The following is a 21733-nucleotide window of genomic DNA, read 5'->3' as shown; positions in this document are numbered from 1 at the left end:
TCATGGCCGAAGCCTTCATCTGCGACTATATCCGCACCCCCATCGGCCGCTTTGCCGGGGCGCTGTCGTCGGTGCGGCCGGACGATCTGGGAGCCATTGTCCTCACCGCGCTGGTGGCGAGAAACCGCCAGGTCGACTGGGAGGCGGTGGACGACGTCATCTTCGGCAATGCCAACCAGGCGGGCGAGGACAATCGCAACATCGCACGCATGAGCCTGCTGCTGGCCGGCCTGCCCGCCGGCGTGCCGGGCACCACCATCAACCGGCTCTGCGGCTCGGGGCTCGACGCAGTGATCACGGCTGCCCGGGCCATCCGTGCCGCGGAAGCCGAGCTGATGATCGCCGGTGGCGCCGAGTCCATGTCGCGCGCCCCTTTCGTCATGCCCAAGGCAGAAACGGCCTTCTCCCGCAACGCCGAGATCTATGACACCACCATCGGCTGGCGCTTCGTCAATCCGCGGATGAAGGCGCTTTACGGCGTCGATTCCATGCCGGAGACCGGCGAGAACGTGGCCGAAGAGTACCGCATCAGCCGCGAGGACCAGGACCGGTTCGCCCTGCGCAGCCAGCAGCGCGCCGCTGCCGCACAGGCGAATGGCCGTCTGGCGCGCGAGATCACGCCGGTCGCAATCCCGCAGCGCAAGGGTGACCCGAAACTGGTCGAGGTGGACGAACACCCGCGTGGCGATACCACGCTCGAGGCTCTGGCCAGGCTGCCGACGCCGTTCCGCAAGGAGGGCGGCACCGTTACCGCCGGCAACGCGTCCGGCGTCAACGACGGTGCCGCCGCGCTGCTGATCGCCAGCGAGGCCGCCATTGCCCGCTATGGCCTGACGCCGCTGGCCCGCGTCATGGGCGGGGCCGCTGCCGGTGTGCCGCCGCGGATCATGGGTATGGGACCGGCGCCCGCCACCCGCAAGCTCTGCGAACGCCTGGCCCTCAAGCCGACGGACTTCGACCATATCGAGCTCAACGAAGCCTTCGCCAGCCAGAGCATCGCGGTGCTGCGGGCACTTGGCCTGCCCGAAGATGCGGAGCACATCAACCCCAATGGCGGCGCCATCGCGCTGGGCCATCCGCTCGGCATGAGCGGGGCGCGTGTGGCCGGCACCGCTGCACTGCAACTGAGCCTCACCGGCGACCGACGAGCCCTCGCCACGATGTGCATCGGTGTGGGGCAGGGTATCGCAGTCGCGCTCGAGCGCGTGTAGTTGAAGCTTCTCCACTTGTGATGCTTAAGGGGGCGGTCGGCTTACGGCCCCCTGGTCGCCGCGAGTCCGTACCGAGGGACCGCTGGAGGCACAGAGCTTCTTTGGTGCAACTACGCCCCCAGCTAAGTGTGCAATGGAACAAATCAAGGACGGAAACCATCAGACTCAAAGTCCGATGGGAAGTACCCCCTAAACACCCCCGTTACTCTATCACTTTGTGACAGTTTTCCGCAGATTGGTAACGCTTTTCTAGATGAAGGAAGCTTTGTGGATTCTGCTTGTCGGCGCACCGGAAGACGCGCTCGAGCAGCCCATGGGCTCTGCTTTTGTCGTTGCGACCAATTGCTTGAGAAACGGTACGGGGATCCTTGGTCTCGAGCTAGAAGTGGCCCGAAGCAGCCCAGCCTAGCCAAGTCACGTACGGCGCACAGTGTGCCATGGACTACCATTGCTTTGCCGTTGTCTTTGTCAGGCGCATGCGGAGCTTGCATCGTCAGATGCACTCAGATCGGTCGTCGGCAGGGAAGGGGTGGGAGGCGGACATTCTGCTTTTGGCGCACGGCTCCGCGATAGCGGAAGTGACCATGCGAGACTCTCGATTTCGGTGCCAAGTTCGATGTCGTAGTGATCGCCGCCAACTCATTGATGCCTGCACCACCAGATTTCAGCGCCTTGGCCTCGCCCCGAATTCCCGGGCGGCCTGGATGAAGGCGCTGAAGGCAGCGGAGGGATTCCTGCGACCCGGATAGTAGAGACTGAGAGGCGCGACCTCCGGCATCCAATCCGCCAATACCTGCTCGAGCCGGCCAGCCGCGATGTCGTCCCGCACGTCTGCTTCCATGAAGAACCCGATGCCACGGCCATCGAGAACGGCAAGGCGGGCCAGGCTCGATTCATCGAGTGTCATTGGGCCGGTGACATCCACCTGCACGGTCTTGCCGCCTTTTTCGAAGCGCCAGCGGTAGAGGGCGTTGTTCGGCAACCGAACCCTGATGCAGGAATGATCGAGAAGATCAGCCGGCGCTTCGGGGCGACCGTGACGCCGGAAGTACTCCGGCGAGGCGACGACGGCATTGGCTCTCCTGGGACCAAGGGGAATGGCAATCATGTCGCTCGGCACGAGATCGGCTGGGCGGATACCCATGTCGAATCCCTGCGCGACGACGTCCACGACACGCCCCTCGGTCACGAGATCGATGTGAACTTTTGGGTAGCGTTTGGCGAATGGGAGGATGAGCGGCGCCATCACCTCCCGGGCAGCGGAGGCGAAGGCGTTGATGCGCAGGGTTCCCGAGGGAACATCCTGAAGCGATTGTGCGGCGTCGATCGCCCCCTGATATCGGCGACTGCGGGGCCGACCCGTTCGATGAAGAGGCGTCCCGCATCGGTCAAGGACACACTGCGCGTCGTGCGAGTGGGGCGACGTCGTCCGCGTCGAAACCAGGAACGACGCCGGCAAGCGGACCATCCTCTTTGTCGACAAGGATACGCTGCGCCCCATCGGCTAGCCTCTGCGCAGAACCACGCAAGCTTTGTCTCCTCCGGAGACAAAGCTTCCACGGGCGCCATCTTCTGACCTCCGGACCGGTCCGATTAGTTGGGCCCGGAGGCGTCAGGCGCCACGCCAGCCCCCCTGTCAATGAGAAACACACATGACACACAAACCCAAGATCGCCCTCATCATCGGCTCGACACGTCAGTCCCGCTGGGCAGATGTCCCGGCTCGCTGGATGCTCTCCAAGATGAAGGCGCGCGACGATTTTGACACCGAACTGGTCGACCTGCGCGACTACGAGCTCCCGTTCTTCGATGAAGCTGCCTCGAACATGTGGATCCCGTCCAAGGACCCGCGCGCCCTTCGCTGGCAGGATAAGGTCCAGAGCTACGATGGTTATGTGTTCGTCGTTGCCGAATATAATCGGTCCATCACTGCAGCACTCAAGAACGCCCTCGACCAGGACTATGTAGGCTGGAACAACAGGCCCATGGGCATGGTCGCCTATGGCACGACGGGCGGCGCACGCGCTGCCGAGCACCTTCGGCCGATCGCCGTGGAACTGCAGATGGTGCCCGTGCGCTCGGCCGTTCACATCGGCGGCTCCGATTTCTACCGGGTCATTCCGAACAACCCGCAGATGGAGCCCATCGAGGCGCTGGATCCCATCCTCGCCAATTCGGTCAAGGACACACTCGGCCAGCTCTCATGGTATGCCCGCGTCCTCAAGGCGGCCCGGGAAGCCGACGCCCGCCAGGCTGCCTGACCGCTCCGGACGAGCCCGCAATGGGCATACTCGTTGCGGGTTTTTCAGGTTCTGCAATAGCCTGCAAACTCGTTAGGCCTCCATCGCTTGGAGGCCTTGCGAGCTTCCGAACCATGGCCAGGCATCTGCATGCTCGATCTGAATGATCTCTACTTCTTTCACACGGTGTCGCTGCACAAAGGCTTCAGCGCCGCAGCGAGAGCGAGTGGCATTCCCAAGGCAACGCTGAGCAAGCGCGTGGCCATGCTGGAAGAGGCAATGGGCGTCCGGTTGCTGGAACGAACGACGCGCAGCCTGCGCCTGACGCAGGTTGGGGTCGAGGTTTTCGCTCAGGTGGAAGCCATGCTGGCGAGCGCGGACGCGGCAGCGGCTTCGGCGGCACAGGCGCAGGCGGAGCCAAACGGCTTCGTGCGCGTCGCCTGCCCACAGGGCCTCATTCAGGACTTGGTCATCAACCTCCTGCCGCGCTTTCTGCAGCTCTATCCGAAGGTGAAGGTGCAACTGAAGGTGATCAACCGCCCAGCGGACCTCGTCGAGGACGGCGTCGACGTCGCCCTGCGCGCCCGGGCGCGGCTCGACACCGACCCGAACCTGATCGTGAGAAAATTCGGCGAGACACGAAGCGTCTTGGTTGCCAGTCCAGCGCTTCTGGAGACTTGGCCCGCGCCGCTGAGGGTCGAAGACATCGCCAGAATTCCGACGCTCACCCAATATGAGGAACGAGGCGAGGTGACCTGGACCCTAATCGGGCCGAAGAATGCGGTGGCGTCGGTTGTCCATCATCCGCGGCTCATGTGCACGAGCTTCGATGTGCTGCGCACAAACGCCGAGGCCGGAATCGGCTTGACGCTGCTGCCCGAGTTCGTTGCCGCCTCTGCCTTGAACAGGGGCTCGCTTGTGCCCGTGCTCCCCGATTGGCACACGGCTCCTAGTACCCTCCATGCGGTTTTCTCGTCGCGCCGCGGGCTCGTTCCGGCGGTTCGTGTCTGGCTGGATTTCCTCGCGCAGGAGCTGCCCAAGTTGATGTTGGTTGCCGCACCCGGTGGATGCGCGGCGACTGTCTAGCAGACGCCTATGGGCGGCGGCACACTCCGGCACTCTCACGGACTGGAGCTGCTGTTAGTTTTCGCAGAAAGCGCATTCTCGATCAGTTCGAGCAGTTGCTTCCCGCCCGCGGCACTATTGAACCGAGCATCGGCCAAGAGGCTGTCAATGAGCCCGCAAATACCGGCTGCGATAAACAGGCTGGCGAAATCTGGCATCACGGTCGCTCGGATCTCGCCCCTCCTGATGCCATCGGCAATGTGTCGAGAAAGGAGCGCCAAGGTATTGTCTCGCAACTCTGCAATGTCCTTGGATAGGGCTCGGTCCCTCCTTGGGTCGGCCAGGACGATTTGCGTTGCCAGGCCACGTGTGCGGTCTGCTTCGAGCTGATCCAGCACCGCCCGCGTGATCTCGAGCACCGCCTCCAGACCCGATATTTGGTTCACCTCAGGAAGCGTCTTGTCGAACTCAATCGCGACGTAGGAGGCGAGCGCCTTGAGATAGCTTTCGCGCGAACCGAAATGGTGCGCGGGAAGACCGCGGCTATAGCCGGCGTTCTTGCCAACCTCGGTCAGCGTTAGCTTCTCGGGTCCGTGTTGAGCGACCAGATGCACCCCAGCTGCCAGCATGCGCTGTTCGGACTCTTCCCTTCGCTCCTCTTGGGTGCGCCGCGTCTGGCTCGCTCTCATCATTGTGTACTCACTGGCCCGTCTCGCCCTTATGGTTTGAGCACCAACTTACCAAAAACTCCTCCGGCCTCGAGCATCCTGTGAGCCTCGGCGGCCTCACGCAGTTGCAGGACCTTGGCAATCGGCGCCGTAAGCTCACCGAGGGCAGCTTCGGCAAACAGCGCCTTGGCCGCCTCGACCCTTTGCTCCAGCGGCACAGAATCGAGGCTCAGCAGCGAATAGGTCGGTGATTTAGGAAAACCCTGCAGTAGTGCCTGACTTATGCGGGCAGATGGGAACCCAGCTGCAGCGCCGTTCACGAGGTAGCGGCCATTGGGGGCAAGCGTTCCGACCAGGGCCAGCATCTCCTCACCCGCCACGGGATCAATGATCACGTCAAACGGACCTGCAGGCTCCGGGTCGGTGCCGCGCCGCAGCACGTGCTGCACACCCAAGGCCGCAACCCTGTCGGCCATGCCGAGGCTTGTCATGGCGGTAACGACCGCGCCGTGCCGCACGGCCAATTGGGCCACCATGGCGCCAATGCCACCGCTGGCGCCACGCACCAGCAGGCGCTCTCCCGTTGCAAGTGAGGTCCGCGAGAGGCTGAAGTATGCCACCAGGGCATTCACCCCTAGAGCTACGGCTGCTTCCGAAGATACGCCCTCCGGCAAGGGGACCAGTCCGTTGACACTGGCCACAAACTGCTGAGCATAGCCGCGCTGCCCCTGGGCAAATACCCTTGTACCTTCGAGATTGCGGTCGACGTTCGGACCAACGGCCACGATACGACCACCGACTTCGACGCCAGGGATGAACCCCGGGACAGTAACTCCCAGAAACCCCTTCCGAGCCAGGACATCCACGAGTCCGACCCCTGCCGCCTCCACCTCTATGACCACCTCACCGCTTTGAGGGACAACCTCAGGGACTGAACTGAAGGACAGCTGATCAGCCGAACCGAACTGCTTCACGATGATCGCATGCATAGAAGTGCTCCTCTTTGTTCTTGCTTGTATAGCTAACAAGTAAGATGTTCAAGGTCAGCCGATTGAGAAGATCGCGCCCCGCTGAATGGCTGGTTAGCCAAGCCTGCTCAGGTGTGAAGGGACCACCGGCAAAGCCAGCGGCTTATGCGACGCGGTCAGATGCACTTGCGGTAGAGGCGCCGTTTACCGCAGGGACTCAGGCTGCATTGGCCCAAATGCAGCATTGCTGTGCTGCTTGCGTCCACCAGATCAGCGAGTGAGGGGGAACTGGTTTCGAATAGAGGCTGAACCTTTATGATCGTTAAGAGACGATCGCGAGGGCCAGCAGTGAACTTCCTTGACCTCGCCGTTACAGCACAACGGCCTGTGTGGCCGAAGGGTTGGCGCGGCAAGGTGCTTTGCGGGTTTGCGTTGGCGTCGTTCCAACGCCGCGCGGACCCATTTGTCGCTATCCGGTCGGAGATGATCTTCAGCTTCAACACCGGTTCACAGAAGCTCCCCGGATCGAAGGAGTTGTAGAGTGGTTGCAAACGTCTCAGCGCCGCCGCGACCGTCTCTGGTCCGCTGGTGATCTGGATTTCGTGATATTGGTTGAACAACCCTAGGCGAACGTCCAGGCGCCACCCGTCCTGTTCGCCATGAGCCCAGTCACGACAGGGCATGCTGTTGGTGGGGAACTTGTTCTGCAATCGCCGTTCCGGAGCTCGGGCTGCGATGGTTGCGAACATGTTCTCCGCGTTCATCATCTCGCTTGCACTCCAGACCAGCAGCATGTCGCACAACGAACAAGGGATCGCTGCGGCGGATGGCGATGGGTGCGGTGACGTGGTTGGCGCATTTCCAATCACCCCAAATCTCCCTGCAGCCGCGCGTTCCGCAAAGCGGCGAGATCGATCGAGCCGGTGCAGAAGCACGCCACGCGTAATTGGCCGATTACGGTCTCAAGGTGCTCTTCAACGGCTTCCGAAGACAGGATTGCTGCATCGAGAATCCCGGCAGCCTGACCGACCAGATCGGCACCCAGGCGAATGGCTTTGGCGACGTCCACGCCGTCTCGCACCCCCCCGGACCCGATCAGCACCGCGTCTGGACATGCCTCGCGAACCTCGGCGATCGCTGTGGCCGTCGGCTGCCCCCATCCAACAAAGGCCCTCGCGATCGCGGCTTGGCGCAGTGTTTGCGCTCGCCCAGCCTCAACGGCCGCCCAACTGGTGCCACCAGCACCGGCTACATCGATCACGGAAACACCAGCATCCACCAGTCGGCGTGCCTGGCGCCCGGAAATACCTGATCCGACCTCCTTCACCACCAGCGGCACCGGCGAATGCCTGCTTAGTTGAGCGATCGCGTTCAGCAGTCCACGCCAGTCATGGTCACCTTCTGGTTGCACCGCCTCCTGCAGCGGGTTGAGGTGAATAATCAGCGCATCCGCGTCGATCATGTCGATGGCGCGACGGGCTTGGTCCGCCCCGAAGCCTTTGTTGAGCTGGGCTGCGCCGAAATTCGCCAGCAATGGAATGTTTGGCGCGTGGCGGCGCAGCTCGAGTCCCAGGCCGGCGCTGCCCTCATCCTCGATGGCCACCCGCTGTGAGCCAACCGCCAGTGGAATACCTACTGCCTCACAGGCTGTTGCGAGGTGAAGGTTGATGGTGGCGGCGCGCGCCGGTCCACCGGTCATCGAACTCACCAGCATCGGCGCTTTGATCGACTTGCCGAGAAACTTTGTGCCCAGATCGATCGTATCCATATCGATCTCAGGGAGGGCCGCATGCTCGAAAACAATCGCATCAAAACCCGTATGGACCGAAGATTTCGCCTGGCCCTTCAGCACAATGTCGAGATGTTCGTTTTTCCGGTTGATGGTCAATGATGCTCCCTCTCCACTGTTCAACGTGTCCAAAAAGCCCTCGCAAGGCACGAAGAAAATATCCTTCTGGGGAGAAAGTACGTGCTTACGCCCCCGGTGAGTTTCTGTTTCACTACAAAATATCGAGCCGACCGGAGGCCGCATTGTGAGCCTGACCAGCATCGAACTCAGCAACGGCGTTGGCCGGCGGAGCGATATCGCGGTAATTCGAGCCCGCCTTGAAACCAAGCTGGCGGAACTGCTCGAGACCGGCCCGACACCGGCGAACCTGAAAAGCGCCATGGATCATGCCCTGCTGGCGCCCAGCAAGCGGCTCCGCCCGATCCTGCTCTACCTGGTCAGCGAACCCGACGACTGCTTAACAGAAACCGCCTTGTGTCTGGGTGCAGCTGTGGAGATGGTTCACACAGCCTCCCTGATCCTTGATGATCTGCCGTGCATGGACGATGCAGACATGCGGCGTGAGCGGCCGACGACCCACAAGGCTTTCGGCCAGGCAACTGCTATCCTCAGTGCCATTGGCCTATTGACCCGCGCCTTCGGCATCATCGCCGAACTGGCGGAAGTCCCCGCTGCAACGCGGACACGTCTTGCTGCGGTTTTGGCGACTGCTTCAGGCCACCAGGGCTTGGTGGCGGGCCAGGAGATCGATCTCAACGCCCGCGAAACCTTGGTGGATCAGGAGCAGATCGAAAATCTCAATTGGCTCAAGACCGGCAGCCTGTTCGTTGCTGCCGCCGAAATGGGGGCTATTCTGCGCGACCTCCCCGGTAATCGGGTTGAGCATGTCCGCCGCTTCGCCCGTCATCTAGGGCTGGCGTTCCAAACTGCAGATGATCTGCTGGACAAGACGGCCAGCACCTCCGAAATCGGAAAGGACACGCTCAAGGATGGCGACAAGGCTACGCTGGTCTCGCTGTTCGGAGCGCGACGGGCGCGCCTGACCTGCAACGAGCATTTGCAGGCAGCAGAGCGTGCGCTCTTGGACAGCGGCGTTTCGGTCGGGCCAATTCAGGCTGTGATGGACACCTATCTTCGTGCCAAGATCGGCTCCGAATGACCGCTGAGGCGCTGCCCCTGCGTGTTGAGGGACTGTTTGTCGGTTACGGCGACCGGCGCGTGCTGGAAGGTCTCGACCTCACCCTTGGTGCTGGTGACATCTACGGCCTGCTCGGTCCGAACGGCGCCGGCAAAACCACGTTGATCCGCACAATCTGTGGCCGGGTGCGCTCGCGTGGGGGATCCATCACCATTGCCGGCCATAGCGGCCGCCTGAGCCTGAGGCATATCGGCCTCGTGCCGCAGGAACTGGCACTTTACCCACACATGACCATCCGTGAAAATCTGGAGGTGTTCGGACAGCTCTCCGGTCTCTCCTCCAACAAGGCGAAGCAGGCCCTGGTTTGGGCGAGCAGTGCCACCGACATCGCCGATCGCCTTGATGAGCGTGTCGATATCCTCTCGGGTGGATGGAAGCGGCGGGTGAACATTGCCGCGGCCATCCTGCACCGGCCGGCGCTGCTTATCCTGGATGAGCCAACCGTGGGCGTGGCGCTGGACGCACGCAATAGCATCCACGAGGCGATCATCCAGTTAAGTCACGCTGGCATGGGCATCCTGCTGGCGACCCATGACCTCGCTCAGGCCGATGCGCTCTGCACCAGGGTAGGGTTCCTGCGTCATGGAGTCATCGCGCCACAGGGAGCGCCGCGGCAGCTTGTGGACGATGCGTTCCGTAGCAAGAAGCAGATCGTGCTCGAACTGCGGCAGCCCGCCTCGGAGAGCCAGTCGGGCGCTTTGAACAAGGCAGGCTTCACCGCTGCCAATGCCGGCTATACTTGGATGATGATGGCTTCGATTGGGGATCAATCCGTGGAGAGGCTGGAGCCGGTCCTGTCGAGGTTGGGCATTGAGACCCGGGAGATCAGGTTGCGCGAACCAGGACTGGAGAACCTGTTCGTCGAACTTTCGCGCGATGCGGAGGGTGCAGCGTGATCTTCGCCATGCTGCGGGTGATGGCGCTTAGCGTCATCCGGGATCGCGGCGCCCTCGCTATGGCCTTCCTGCTCCCGCCGGTGATCTTTGTGATCTTCGCCACGATCTTTCTGGGCATCAGTGGAGACGAGATGCGCCTCAGGGTTGCACTGGGGGTGACGGAAACTGCCCTGCTCGCGGATCGGCTGGAGTCGGCACTCCGCGCCGAGGAGTCGCTGCTGCTGTTGCCCGGTCGCAGGTCGGCGGAAGCTGTGGAACGAATGGTATCTGGCGGTGAGGCCGATGTCGGGCTGGTCATCTCCGGTGACCTCAGGCACGACCCCACACCGCTTCGCGTCATTGTGGACCCGGGCAAGGCCGTAGCGGGGGCGATCCTGTCAGGACAGGTCCAGCGGGTGCTAGGAGAGAGCCTGCCGGACGTCGGGTTGGCACGTACGGCTCCGGTAATCGAGAGCCTGGCGGGTGGCTTCACGCCGGCGCAGTCAGCGCAGCTTGCAGCCGGGCTCGACGCCCTCAGTGAAGATCCCGAGGAGGACAGTGGCACCGGTGGGCTCGTAGAACGCCAGACGATCGGTATGGCTGGTGGTGCCAGCGTGACCGTCAGCTACTACGCCGGCGCCATCGCCATCCTGTTTCTGTTGTTTTCAGGCATGCAGGGCGCCGCGACCTTGATCGAGGAGCGTCATGCCGGCATCCTCGATCGCTTGGCGGTCGGGCCATCGGGCATCGATGTCGTGGTGATCGGCAAATTTCTGTTTCTCATCCTGCAGGGCGTGCTGCAGGTCAGCCTGATCTTTCTGGTGGCGGCGCTGGTCTACCGCGTAAGCGTGCTGGCCCGGTTGGGCCCGTGGATGCTGACGACGCTGGCGGCTTCTGCGGCCGCGGCGGGCCTTGGACTCGCCGTTGCTTCGGCATGCACCACCAAGCAGCAGGCCCAGACAATCTCCACCTTCGTGGTGCTCGTATGTTCGGCGATCGGCGGCTCGATGGTGCCGCGTTTCATGATGCCGCCATGGATGCAGGATATCGGCTGGTATACGCCCAATGCCTGGGCAATCGAGGCCTATCACGGGGCGCTGTGGCGGAGTGACGCCCTCTCCACCTTGTTGCCGCCGCTGGCCTGCCTGATTCTTGTTGGGGCAGGGGGCGTGCTGGTGGCGCTGTTTGTATCGCGGCTGCGGCTGCGGCTATCGTGATGGCGCCCGCCAGTATCTGGCGGGACCGGACTTCTGAACCCGGGAGGTTCACATGGATGCCATACTGTACTTCTTGATCCCCGTCCTTATCGTGCTCTGCTCGGTGGCCTTCATGGAATGGTTCGCCACCTGGTCACACCAGCACATCATGCACGGCTGGGGCTGGGGCTGGCACAAGTCCCATCATGAGCCGCATGACGATGCGCTCGAAAAGAACGACCTCTATGCGGTGGTGTTTGCAGGCGTCGCCATCGCTCTGTTCGCGCTCGGTCAGTTCCTGTGGTGGCCGCTCACCTGGATCGGGCTGGGCGTCACCATCTATGGCGTTCTCTATTTCTTTTTCCACGACGGGCTGGTGCACCAGCGCTGGCCGTTCAAATACGTCCCGCGAAAAGGTTACCTCAAACGAGTCTATCAGGCGCATCGGCTGCACCATGCCGTGCAGGGCAAGGAGGGATGTGTGTCCTTCGGCTTCGTCTACGCTCAGCCGGTCGATAAGCTGGTGAAGCAACTGCACGAGAACCAGCGCCCGTATGACCCGGAAGCCCTCAAGGAGGAAGATCGGCCCGAAGCAGGCTAGTGAGGCCGCTGCCAGAGTTCCGTCCGGGGCCCTGTGGCCTTGAGGAAACGGGTGGCGGCAACGTCGCCCAGTGAAAGACCGAGCATTGCCAACTTCTCGCTCCGGGTTGTCGAGACCCGTGCCTGCCAGGCATCCGGTCCACCCTGCCGCAGCTTCATGCCGATGGCGCGATAAACGCGGCGTGCCGCCGCGATGGCCCAAGCCGAACGCGGAGGCAGGGCCGAGATGCCGGCATACGCGGAGGCATAGTAGCGGTCGGCGAGATCCAGCAGTTCCAGCGCCGCAGCATGCAGCCTCGGCCATTGATCCCGGTCGTCCGGATCGATCCCGCCAATGCCGTGTCGCTCCAGCAGTTCAGCGGGCAGGTAGGCGCGCCCGGCGCGGGCATCCTCGACCACATCCCGAGCGATGTTTGTGAGCTGGAAGGCGAGCCCCAGGTCGCTGGCACGATCCAGGACCAGCGGGTCACGCGCACCCATGATCATCGCCATCATCACGCCCACGACGCCCGCTACATGGTAGCAATAGTCGAGCGTGTCGTTGATCGTCTTGTAGCGGCGGCCAGTGACGTCCATCTCGAAGCCGGCCAGCAGTTCCTGCGGGTGGCGGTGCGGGATATCGTGTCGAGCGACCACCCGCTGTAAGGCCGTGAAGATGTAGTCCTCGCCGGCGTCCCCTTTCAGCGCCCGAGCAGTCTGCTTGCGGAGCTCGGTCAGCCGCTCCTGCTGTCCGGCTCGAAATTCGACATGCTGGTCATGGCCGAGTGTCTGGCCATCGATCACGTCGTCGCAGTGCCGGCACCAGGCGTAGAGCATCACCGCGTCATCACGTGTGTGCCGGTCGAACAGACGGGCGGCAGCGGCGAAGCTCTGCGATCCTTGTGCGATCGCTTGCTCGCTCTGGTCAACGACGCTGTCGCTCATGCCCTCGCATCCGCGATCATCAGGCCCGCCGTCGCCTTGGCCGATCCGACGACACCCGGAATGCCGGCTCCCGGGTGCGTACCGGCACCGACGATGTAGAAGTTCGGAATAACGTCGTCGCGGTTGTGCGGCCGGAACCAGGCGCTCTGCGTAAGGATCGGCTCGATCGAAAACGCCGAGCCGACATGGGCATTCAGTTCATCGCGGAAATCGAACGGCGTGAAGTGCCGTACGGTGACGAGATCGTCCAGCAGGCCGGGAATGTAGCGATCGTTGAGGTATTTGAGGATTCGATCGCGGTATTTCGGCCCGGCAACCGCCCAGTCGATGTCTGCGGTGCCCAGATGGGGCACCGGGGACAGAACGTAATAGGCACTGTGGCCTGGAGGGGCGAGGCTGTCGTCCGTCACGGACGGTGCGTGCAGGTAGAGGGAAAAGTCGTCCGCCAAGCCATCCGACTTGAAGATCTCCGCGATCAACTCGCGATAACGCGGGCCGAACAGGACCATGTGGTGCTTCAACTCGGGATGGGTGGTCTTGAGGCCGAAGTAGATGACGAACAGCGACATAGAATGGCGCTTTCTAGACAATGCCCTGCCGTTCTTCCGACCGCGCTCCGTGCCCCGCAGCAGGTCGCGATAGGTATGGACTACATCGGCATTGGACGCGATCTGGTGGAACCGGTAGCGCCGACCATCCTTCAGCTGCAGCCCTGTGGCGTTCTTGCTCGAAGCGTCTATCGCATCAATCTCGGCATTCACCTCGAGCCTGCCGCCGAGGTCTTCGAGCAGGCGCACCATGCCTGCGACCAGCGCTCCGGTTCCGCCTTTGGCAAACCACACGCCGCCCTTGCGCTCTAGGGCATGGATCAGCCCGTAGATGGAGGAGGTCTCGAACGGATTGCCGCCGACCAGCAGCGAGTGGAAGCTGAAGGCCTGACGCAGGTGGTCGTCCTTGATGAACTGGCTGACCTTGGAATAGACGCTGCGGTGGCTCTCGAGCCGCACCAATTGGGGCGCTGCCTTGAGCATTGAGCCAAAGTTGAGGAACGGCACCGTTCCGAGCCTCTCATATCCCTCCCGATAAAGCTCGTACGAATACGCCAGGAAGCGCCGATATCCCTCGACGTCTTCCGGTGACTTGGCGGCAATCTGTGCGTCGAGCCGCGCTTGGTCGTCGGCATAGTCGAACCGGTATCCGTCTTCCCAGCAAAGCTGGTAGAAGGGCGAGACCGGCAGCAGCGTCACGTAATCCGACATGCGCCGGCCCGACAACGCCCAGAGCTGCTCCAGACAGTCGGGGTCGGTAATTACCGTGGGCCCGGCATCGAAAGTGAAGCCGTTGTCATGATAGACATAGGCGCGGCCTCCAGGCTTGTCGCGCTTCTCGAACACGGTCGTTTGGATGCCGGCGCTCTGCAAGCGAATGGCGAGGGCCAGGCCCCCGAAGCCAGCTCCGATCACGGCTGCGGTCTTGGCGGAACTCACGATCTCTCCGGGGTAAAAAGTGGCCTCTCGCGCAGGCAGGCCAGCGCGCGATGAACGGGAACGGGCGGTTTGCCCACCAGGATACGAGCCATGTCTGCCCAAGTGGTGCGACCGGCGTAGAACCGCTCGATCAGCGGCTCGGGAAGACGATAGAATCGCTGCAGCACCAGGTGCCGGCGGTGGGGGGCCGCGGCCAGAAACAGCATGCGGTTGAGCAAACGGTAGAAGCGCTGCTCCCGATGCCGGCGCACCGCGTGCTCCCGTAGCTTGCCGGCCAGTGCTGCACTGCCGATCGGCCAGGCTTCCGCAACGAGGTTGGCAACACGGACCGCCTCGGGAAGACTGTACCCGGTGGTTGGATGAAACAGCGCGGCGCGCATACCGGCCTGCGGCACGTCGGGCGGCACTTCTGCCCAGAACCGGTCAGCATCATGGGCCAGCGAGATGGGCAACACTCCCCGCTCACGGCGGACGACGCGGGAAATGCTCCAGCCCTGGTGAGCGGCGTAGCCGTGAATGTCACGCTCCAGCGCCGCATCGTCCAGCGCCTCGCCATCGGCATAGCGCGTATCCTCGATCAGGATGCGGGTCTGGGAGAAGGGCAGCAAGTAGACGAAGCGATAGCCGTCATGCTGGTCGACCGAAGCGTCCATGATCACCGGATTGTGGACGCCATGGGGAGCGGACGTTTCCACTTCGAGACCGACGAATTTTTGATAGCCGAGCACGAGCGCGCTGCTGGACCGGTATCCTCTCGCGTCGATCACGCAATTCGCGTCCAGCGTCTCGCCGTTGCTCAGCCAAACACGGTCACTGCCCACCGATTCCACGCGTACACCGCAGCGGATTTCGACGTTCCTTAGCTGCTTCATGCTCTCGCGGACGGAGGCGGATGTCAGGGTGGCGTAGCCGGAGGATAGATCACGTCGGTAGTTCCGAAAGCGAACCGCTTGTCCTGGCCATTGGTACGCCATCATCGGAATCAGCCAAGGGAGATCGTCCTCACCGACATCGTGCAGGTGGAACGACCATGTATGCTCACCGAACGGCTCTGGAGCGGCTTCGAGGATCAGAACGCGGTCGTTCGAGTGCAGGCTGAGCCGACGTGCAATGAGCGCCGCCGCAAGCCCTCCGCCCGCCACGATCAACCGCGCGTCACCCTCTGGTGTGACGATTGACTTGACTGATCCCACGCTGTCGAACCCAACCCTTCACCACCGCTACCGAACACTAGCACTAAGCCTTAGCCAGAAGGGCAGCCTCGTAACTTACCACTCTACTGCAAACATACGGAACGGAAGCGACCAAAGTTGCAAGGTATGGGCGGCGGCTGTTGTGACCAAGCGCCATCGTGTTCCCATTTTCCGGTCTCGTTGCTGTGCCGGGTCTGGTAGGAGTCAGGCATGTCAACCGTCGGATCACGCTGGTCCCATGGCGTCGTTGTCGAGGTGGATGACCATGCCATGGTCTTCGTACCAGATGTGTATGGCTTGACTGCCGAAGCGCCGGGAGGCGAACGCCTCTACCCTCTTCATATTGGGCCAGCGTAGAGCGGGGCAGCTCAATTCGATCGGCGGCCGGGAATCTTCCATGGTCGGAGGCAACGTCAAAGGTGGAGAGCAGCCGAAATAGAACCGGTCGGCGTTGCTGCCGGCGGTCCGAAATATTGCTGGTTGGCGCTTGCGCCCCGAATACCCCAGTCAGGCGTTCACCATCTCCACCGCCGCCGCGGCAATATCCCTCGCCACGTATGGCTTGCGGAAAAAGCGGCTTTCTTGCGGGATGTCTGCGGGTTGCACCTTGCGATGGCCGGATGTTACGATGATTTTGACAGGCGGCCATCGGTCTCGTACCGCGGCTGCGAGCTTGAGGCCATCCATACTGCCGGGCATATCCACGTCCGTAAACACAACTTGTATGTCTGAGTTGCTCATCAGCAGAATGATCGCCGCATCGGCGTCGGCCGCTTCCAACACTATGAAGCCGAGATCCCGCATTTGCTCGGAGATGTCCATGCGGACAAGCGGTTCGTCCTCGACGACCAGCACAGTGATGGGAGAAGGCATCGTCCATCCTCAGGCGACTGACGCCTCAGTGGAGGAATGATCAGGTCGGAGTAACGATGCGGGTATCACAACATATCTATCAAAATATTGCTTAAGGGTTGGCAGTGGCAGCTTCTTGTCGCAAAAAGCGTTTTGTGACGGCCACTGCTACACGCGACCGACAATGAGTAATCCCAACGAAGATCGTCGGATCAACGACGAAATCCATGCCGCTAATCCTGGTTCCGACCCCTTCGCAGCCGCGATGCGGGCCACCCGGATGCCCATGTTGATCACCGACCCTCGCCTTCCCGACAACCCGATCGTGTTCGTCAACGACGCCTTTCACAGGCTCACCGGCTACACTCGGGAAGAGACGCTGGGCCGAAACTGCCGTTTCCTCCAAGGACCTGGAACCAACAACGAAGACGTGGCGCGAATCCGCACGGCCATCGAGCAGCGCGAGCCGATTGAAGTCGAACTGCTCAACTACAAGAAGAACGGCGACATCTTCTGGAACAGAGTGCTGATCTCACCGGTGTTCGATGGCGGCGAACTCACCTATTTTTTTGCCTCGCAGCTTGACGTCACCAGGGACAAGCTGGGCGCCCCGCTGGCCGATGCGGACAGCAACGACGAAATGCGCAGGCGCATTGCGGACCTAACCGCAGCCGAAGAGCGCCTCCAGTTCACACTCAAGGCAGGCGGCTTGGGGACTTGGACGCTTGACGTGCCCAAACAGCGCCTGGTCGTAAGCACACTGTGCAAGCTGAACTTCGGACGCGGCGCTTCGGATTCGTTCACTTACCAGGATCTGCAAGCGTCGATACATCCCGACGACATTCAGCGTTGGCGCGAGATACTGGATGCCGCCCTGGCAGGGAATGGCGAGTTCAACATCGAGTACCGCATCACCACTCCGACTGGCGAAGAACGATGGATCGAAATCCGCTCGCAGACGCGGTTCGATAAGGAGCACCGACCACTAACCATGAGTGGCATTTCGATGGACATCACGGAGCGAAAGGAGGCCGAGGCCTACCGCTCGCTGTTGAACCAGGAGATGAGCCACCGCATCAAGAATACCCTTGCAACCGTCCAATCGATTGTGAGCCAATCACTCCGCTCCGACCTGCCGCCCCACGAGTTGCGAGACGTGGTGGCGCGACGCCTTGAGGCACTCGGCGGTGCTCATGACGTCCTTACTGGTAAGGATTGGGATGTTGCTGGATTGCGCCAGACGGTGCAACGCGCGGTCCGTCCGTTTAACAACGATCTTCGGATCACACTGTCCGGTCCGGATGTAGAGATCTCACACGCGGCCAGCAGCGCCCTGACCTTGGCCCTGCATGAGCTCGCAACTAACGCCGTAAAGTATGGAGCACTGTCCAATGATACGGGCACGGTGCAGATCCAATGGGAGATAGACGGCGAATTCGTGCTCCGCTGGACCGAGAGCGGTGGGCCGAAGGTTCACCAACCTACCCGCACTGGGTTCGGGAGCCGCATGATCGAACGAGCGCTGGCGGCCTCGCTCAAGGGTACTGCTTCTGTTGATTATCGTGTCGAGGGAATTCGGTTCGAGCTCCGCACGACTCCAGACGCACTGGTTGTTGCAGGCGCGCGGGCGTAAAATGCCAACGCTGCAGTTCTGCTGAGGTCGCCAGATGGTGGACATGGGAGCAACTACTTACCTCAACGGGAAGCACCTGACTCGCCGATAAAAACACCCACAAAGTGCGGCGAGTGTTGGATGCAGAAGTGTGCGATCAGCCAAAGCAGGAATAGCACGCAGCAATGGTGATCGCTGCCAGGCCGAGGAGCACAAGGGGCAAGTCAGTCCCATCCTCCCGTGCGGTCCCGTGGTTACGCTGGCACCAGCAGCCTTGCCTGCGATCTCACCGATCACAGCCTCATCCAGGTAGACCCATGAGATCGGTGACTGATTAGCGGCGGCGCTTCAGCGCACCGGCAGATACCGGTGCCTTGGAGGAGGATCCATGGTGATGGCCGTCGCTCGCCTCGGCCCGGGACAGGGTCACGGAGGGAGCGGGGAGCTCGGCATTCTCGCCGCCCGAGGTGTCGATCCAGGCGTCTTCGGTGTTGCCGCAGGTCTGGATCACCGGAAAATAGAACGGCTGGTCGGTCGGGACATCGGCGCCGAAGGTGCCGCGGAAGACGAACTCGTGGAAGAAGTCGTTGGGTAGTTCGCCGCCGGTCCAGGTGATTTCCTTCACACCCTCCTCGAGCATGGAGCCGTGGCTCTCGAACGGGGTCTCGTAGGGGCCGCGTACGGTTTCCACCGTCCAGCCGGCCTTCAGCATCGGGCGGACGTTGTAGAAGCCTTCGGGGATCTGCACGCGCACCGCCGTGGTCGCCGCCTTGCCGCAGCCATGGTCGACCACCAATACCGCGCGGAAGGTCTTGCCAATCTCGGCCTCCTGGAGCACGATATGGGCCTGGGCCGGCAGCGCGCCGGCGAGCAGGGCTGTGGTGGCGAGCAATAGGGGCAGTTTCTTCATTGGCTCTACGAAGCCGCAGACATTCTCGAAGTGCGCAACGAGCTGACTCGCGGAGCCCGAATTCGCGTCAGCTGTCCATATCGCGGCGGGACGGCAACAAGGCTTTCTCTTGAATCCTGCGTCCCGCATCCTTGCGGCAGCTTTCGGGAAGCCGACCTCAGAGACTGAACGGCAACCATGGGGTCGGAAGCTGCCATTGGGGCACGGACATCCCTAGGTTCTGCTCCATAGCGCCCACGAGGATAGCAGACACAGCACAACAACCGCGACACCGACGATCGCTGGTCCTAGTTGTGCCGTACCGTTGACCATCGGAAGAATGATGGTGCCGGAGATCACCGCAAGGGCAACCCCGTTCAGGAACTGGCTGATGAGACGCTTGATCTCTCGCTGGTTTGTCATCGCGTTACCTCCGTGCTTGCAGCATAGAGGGCGTTGGCTCGACGTGGAGCGCACCCCATTTTGACCGGACAGGCGGCATAGCCGATAAGGCATAGGCATGCGCCTATGAGTACGACTATGTCCAAGAGTCCCGACGAGCCGTTTCGACGCGTCGAAGTCATCACCTCCGTGCAGCGCCGGCGGCGCTGGTCCGTCGCCGAGAAGGTGCGGCTGGTGGAGGAGGCCATGCAGCCGGGGATGAGCGTGTCCTATGTGGCACGACGCGCCGGCATTTCCCCGTCCCAGCTCTTCGCCTGGAAGCGCCGCATGCTCGAAGGCGGCCACGCGGCGGTTCAGGCCGACGAGGATGTTGTTGGCGCCTCCCAGGTCCGCGAGTTGGAGAAGCGTGTGCGCGATCTCGAGCGCATGCTGGGCAAGAAGACGATGGAAGCCGAGATCCTCAAGGAAGCCCTTGATCTCGCGCGCCCAAAAAAACGGACCTCGCCCTTGCTGTCGTGGAGCAATCCAGAGGACGATACCCAGTGAGTGCCATTGCCCGTACGCTGGGCGTCTCCAGGTCCAACCTGGTCGAGCGTGCCAGCAAGCCTGCCAAGTCACGCGGACCTTACCGCAAGGCCGATGATGTGGTCGTTCTTGCTGAACTGCGGCCGATCATCGACCAGCGCCCCACCTATGGCTATCGCCGTGTGACAGCATTGCTCAACCGGCAGCGGCGTAAAGACGGCAAGCCCGTGGTCAACGCCAAGCGCGTTCTCAGGATCATGCAGCAGAACGGCCTCACCCTTCAAAAGCATACGGCTCTGCGGCCTGCCCGCACCCACGATGGTGTTGTCGTTGCCCTGCGCTCCAATATCCGCTGGTGCTCCGATCATCTGGAGATCCATGCCCGCAATGGCGAGGTGGTTCGCATCGTCTTCGTCATCGATGCCTGCGATCGCGAGATCATCGCCTGGTCGGCCGTTGCCAATGCCGGCATCTCTGGCGAGATGGTGTGTGACCTGATGATCGCGGCTGTCGAGCGCCGCTTCCGCACACTCAAGGTCCCACACCGGCTCGAATGGCTCTCCGACAACGGCAGCGCCTATGTCGCCAGGCAGACAGCACAAGTGGCCGCGGCACTGGGCATTGACCTGCTCTTCACCCCGGTCCGAAGCCCGCAGAGCAATGGCATGTCCGAGGCTTTCGTCAAAACCCTGAAGAGGGACTACGCCTCAACCGTCATCCTCCCAGACGCCGACACAATCCTGGCCTTGCTGCCCGAATGGATCGACGACTACTGTGAGGTCCACCCGCACTCCGGCCTCAAGTACCGCTCACCACGCGAGTTCCTGCGCCTCAGTGCCTAAACCCAACCGCCGCCTGTCCGGTCAAAATGGGGTGCGCTCCACCGTCCCGAAACCGATCAAGTTCCGGGTTGCGCAGGGGACGCCTGACCAGTCCTTCACAAGACCCTGCTTGCTCGGAGTGTCTCCTTGAACAGCTCGCAAGCCGTCGTGTTTCGCCGATCAGGGTAATAGAGGTGGTAGCCGGCAAACGGCTCGCACCATGGCTCCAGCAGTCGAGCTAGACGGCCATCGGTAATCGGTCGCCACCAGACTCTCCAGGATGTAGAGAATGCCGAAACCAGTACTATGGCCGCTTCTGCGCCAGGGCGCGGCGTACTTCCTTGAGCATCTTCTTTTGCCATATCATTTTGCGTCGGAACGAAACCGCCGGAACGATCAGGTGTTCAGGCCAGAAGGTGGCCCAGTTCTCGACCTCTTCACCACTTGCCATCTCGGTTACTCTGACGATCTGTCTCGGCCTGATCCAACCGAAATAGATCCACCACGTATGAGTCAGGTCCTGACCGATCTCCTCGGCGGCGGCACCGTTCAGAATGCGGCGGGTCTCCGTCGTGACATTCCGGAGCGACCACTCAGGCCAGCGGCAGAGCAACGCATTTTCGTCGAGTTGGACCTCGACACGAAAGGCCTTTTTGTTGAAGCGGCTGCCAAGGAGCCCATGTCCGTGCGGCTCGGTCGCGCTCGTAAGCCAGACGCCGATTTGACCTTCCATCTTTTGCAGATCAGTGGGGACGTCGACAACGGTGAGCCCCTCTTTGGCGATACCCCGGAGTTATTCGGCGGCGGTGAAATGGTAGAGGAGCACGGATGAGCCCTTAATTCGCAGCGATCTTCAGGCCTGACGAGCGAGGCCTGCTGCTTGTTCTATGGCGAGATTCCTTAACAGCCGTCTCTCGACCGGCGTTTGATGAACTGGCGATATCTTCAGCCTCGCATAGATCACGAGCACGTACTCGGCGGGCGATGTCTAAGTTCACGGCGGCGCCGACTCTGGAGTTGCGTATTGCCGCGCATGTTGATGCTATCGCATCCGTGGGTGCTCAGAAGCGGCGATGTTTACATCACGGTTCAACTCCCCAGATATCGAGAGCAGCCTTTGGCCAGGTCCGCTCTGCCCGTGGAACCGGCTACCTACCCATCATGGTAGGGTGGATACCGCGATCCGCTAATGCGAGGCTTGTCTTCAGCATGCCGGCC

20 protein-coding genes and 1 pseudogene are annotated in these 21733 nt (G+C 61.9%); 9 read left to right on the top strand and 12 right to left on the bottom strand.

Annotated features, from left to right (window positions below; all coding sequences use genetic code 11):
• Positions 1-2: 2 nt before the first annotated feature.
• The gene (pcaF, locus tag ACFSX5_RS04770; protein ID WP_386832145.1) at positions 3-1211 is read left to right on the top strand and encodes a 3-oxoadipyl-CoA thiolase; all 1209 of its coding nucleotides are present in this window, start codon (positions 3-5) and stop codon (positions 1209-1211) included.
• A gap of 664 nt (positions 1212-1875) precedes the next feature.
• Here pcaF and ACFSX5_RS04765 read toward each other — a convergent pair.
• Positions 1876-2648: pseudogene (locus ACFSX5_RS04765) on the bottom strand (LysR substrate-binding domain-containing protein); the annotation flags it as partial.
• Positions 2649-2863: 215 nt separating this feature from the next.
• Between ACFSX5_RS04765 and ACFSX5_RS04760 the strand changes: the two are divergent.
• Positions 2864-3472 (top strand): NADPH-dependent FMN reductase, encoded by a 609-nt coding sequence (locus ACFSX5_RS04760; RefSeq protein WP_386832144.1) that lies wholly within the window; start codon positions 2864-2866, stop codon positions 3470-3472.
• Between the two features lie 129 nt (positions 3473-3601).
• Positions 3602-4537, top strand: coding sequence for a LysR family transcriptional regulator (locus ACFSX5_RS04755; protein ID WP_386832143.1), 936 nt, complete (start codon positions 3602-3604; stop codon positions 4535-4537).
• 35 nt (positions 4538-4572) lie between these two features.
• Here the strand turns inward: ACFSX5_RS04755 and ACFSX5_RS04750 are convergent, their stop codons facing one another.
• The 4 genes from ACFSX5_RS04750 to fni form a co-directional block, all read right to left on the bottom strand.
• Positions 4573-5208 carry a TetR/AcrR family transcriptional regulator gene (locus ACFSX5_RS04750; RefSeq protein WP_386832142.1) on the bottom strand — a complete coding sequence of 212 codons (636 nt, stop codon included), beginning with the start codon at positions 5206-5208 and terminating at the stop codon, positions 4573-4575.
• 26 nt (positions 5209-5234) lie between these two features.
• On the bottom strand, positions 5235-6173 hold the full coding sequence (locus tag ACFSX5_RS04745) for a quinone oxidoreductase family protein (protein WP_386832141.1): 939 nt from the start codon (positions 6171-6173) through the stop codon (positions 5235-5237).
• Between the two features lie 155 nt (positions 6174-6328).
• Complete coding sequence (locus ACFSX5_RS04740; protein ID WP_386832140.1) at positions 6329-6946, bottom strand: hypothetical protein; 618 nt, start codon at positions 6944-6946, stop codon at positions 6329-6331.
• Positions 6947-7017: 71 nt separating this feature from the next.
• Positions 7018-8040, bottom strand: a complete 1023-nt coding sequence (fni, locus tag ACFSX5_RS04735) for a type 2 isopentenyl-diphosphate Delta-isomerase (protein ID WP_386832139.1) — start codon at positions 8038-8040, stop codon at positions 7018-7020.
• A gap of 145 nt (positions 8041-8185) precedes the next feature.
• Between fni and ACFSX5_RS04730 the strand changes: the two genes are divergently transcribed.
• The 4 genes from ACFSX5_RS04730 to ACFSX5_RS04715 are packed head-to-tail and all read left to right on the top strand — an operon-like array spanning position 8186 to position 11811.
• Positions 8186-9100 (top strand): polyprenyl synthetase family protein, encoded by a 915-nt coding sequence (locus ACFSX5_RS04730; RefSeq protein ID WP_386832138.1) that lies wholly within the window; start codon positions 8186-8188, stop codon positions 9098-9100.
• Positions 9097-10035: an ABC transporter ATP-binding protein gene (locus ACFSX5_RS04725; RefSeq protein WP_386832137.1), complete on the top strand. Its 939-nt coding sequence runs from the start codon at positions 9097-9099 to the stop codon at positions 10033-10035. Before ACFSX5_RS04730 ends, ACFSX5_RS04725 begins: the two co-directional genes overlap by 4 nt.
• Positions 10032-11231 carry an ABC transporter permease gene (locus ACFSX5_RS04720; protein ID WP_386832136.1) on the top strand — a complete coding sequence of 400 codons (1200 nt, stop codon included), beginning with the start codon at positions 10032-10034 and terminating at the stop codon, positions 11229-11231. The genes ACFSX5_RS04725 and ACFSX5_RS04720 overlap by 4 nt, the downstream gene beginning before the upstream one ends.
• Before the next feature lie 52 nt (positions 11232-11283).
• A complete protein-coding gene (locus ACFSX5_RS04715) occupies positions 11284-11811 on the top strand; it encodes a sterol desaturase family protein (protein ID WP_386832135.1) in 528 nt (175 codons plus the stop codon).
• On the opposite strand, the gene ACFSX5_RS04710 is transcribed toward ACFSX5_RS04715, so the two are convergent.
• The 4 genes from ACFSX5_RS04710 to ACFSX5_RS04695 all read right to left on the bottom strand — a co-directional run bounded on the left by ACFSX5_RS04710 (position 11808) and on the right by ACFSX5_RS04695 (position 16287).
• Positions 11808-12734 carry a phytoene/squalene synthase family protein gene (locus tag ACFSX5_RS04710; protein WP_386832134.1) on the bottom strand — a complete coding sequence of 309 codons (927 nt, stop codon included), beginning with the start codon at positions 12732-12734 and terminating at the stop codon, positions 11808-11810. The genes ACFSX5_RS04715 and ACFSX5_RS04710 overlap by 4 nt on opposite strands.
• Positions 12731-14221 (bottom strand): phytoene desaturase, encoded by a 1491-nt coding sequence (locus tag ACFSX5_RS04705; RefSeq protein WP_386832133.1) that lies wholly within the window; start codon positions 14219-14221, stop codon positions 12731-12733. The genes ACFSX5_RS04710 and ACFSX5_RS04705 overlap by 4 nt, the downstream gene beginning before the upstream one ends.
• Complete coding sequence (crtY, locus tag ACFSX5_RS04700; RefSeq protein ID WP_386835578.1) at positions 14218-15363, bottom strand: lycopene beta-cyclase CrtY; 1146 nt, start codon at positions 15361-15363, stop codon at positions 14218-14220. Before crtY ends, ACFSX5_RS04705 begins: the two co-directional genes overlap by 4 nt.
• A gap of 558 nt (positions 15364-15921) precedes the next feature.
• Positions 15922-16287, bottom strand: a complete 366-nt coding sequence (locus ACFSX5_RS04695; protein ID WP_386832132.1) for a response regulator — start codon at positions 16285-16287, stop codon at positions 15922-15924.
• A gap of 163 nt (positions 16288-16450) precedes the next feature.
• On the opposite strand from ACFSX5_RS04695, the gene ACFSX5_RS04690 reads away from it, so the two are divergent.
• Positions 16451-17899, top strand: coding sequence for a PAS domain-containing protein (locus tag ACFSX5_RS04690; protein WP_386832131.1), 1449 nt, complete (start codon positions 16451-16453; stop codon positions 17897-17899).
• Positions 17900-18212: 313 nt separating this feature from the next.
• Here the strand turns inward: ACFSX5_RS04690 and ACFSX5_RS04685 are convergent, their stop codons facing one another.
• On the bottom strand, positions 18213-18788 hold the full coding sequence (locus tag ACFSX5_RS04685; protein WP_386832130.1) for a YcnI family copper-binding membrane protein: 576 nt from the start codon (positions 18786-18788) through the stop codon (positions 18213-18215).
• Between the two features lie 213 nt (positions 18789-19001).
• Entirely contained in the window at positions 19002-19190 is a 189-nt protein-coding gene (locus ACFSX5_RS04680) for a hypothetical protein (protein WP_386832129.1), read from the bottom strand.
• A 105-nt stretch (positions 19191-19295) separates the two neighbouring features.
• On the opposite strand from ACFSX5_RS04680, the gene ACFSX5_RS04675 reads away from it, so the two are divergent.
• Positions 19296-20536 (top strand): IS3 family transposase gene (locus tag ACFSX5_RS04675; RefSeq protein WP_386832128.1). Its coding sequence is split into 2 segments (ribosomal slippage): positions 19296-19656 and positions 19656-20536, totalling 1242 coding nucleotides; the frame shifts between segments, so codons are not numbered across the junction.
• Positions 20537-20819: 283 nt separating this feature from the next.
• Here ACFSX5_RS04675 and ACFSX5_RS04670 read toward each other — a convergent pair.
• Complete coding sequence (locus tag ACFSX5_RS04670) at positions 20820-21248, bottom strand: hypothetical protein (protein ID WP_386832127.1); 429 nt, start codon at positions 21246-21248, stop codon at positions 20820-20822.
• Between the last annotated feature and the right edge of the window lie 485 nt (positions 21249-21733).

This window comes from Devosia albogilva, assembly GCF_042685625.1.
Classification (GTDB): domain Bacteria; phylum Pseudomonadota; class Alphaproteobacteria; order Rhizobiales; family Devosiaceae; genus Devosia; species Devosia albogilva.
The sequence above is the reverse complement of the archived record's forward strand: the minus strand, read 5'-3'. Positions and strand labels throughout refer to the sequence as shown.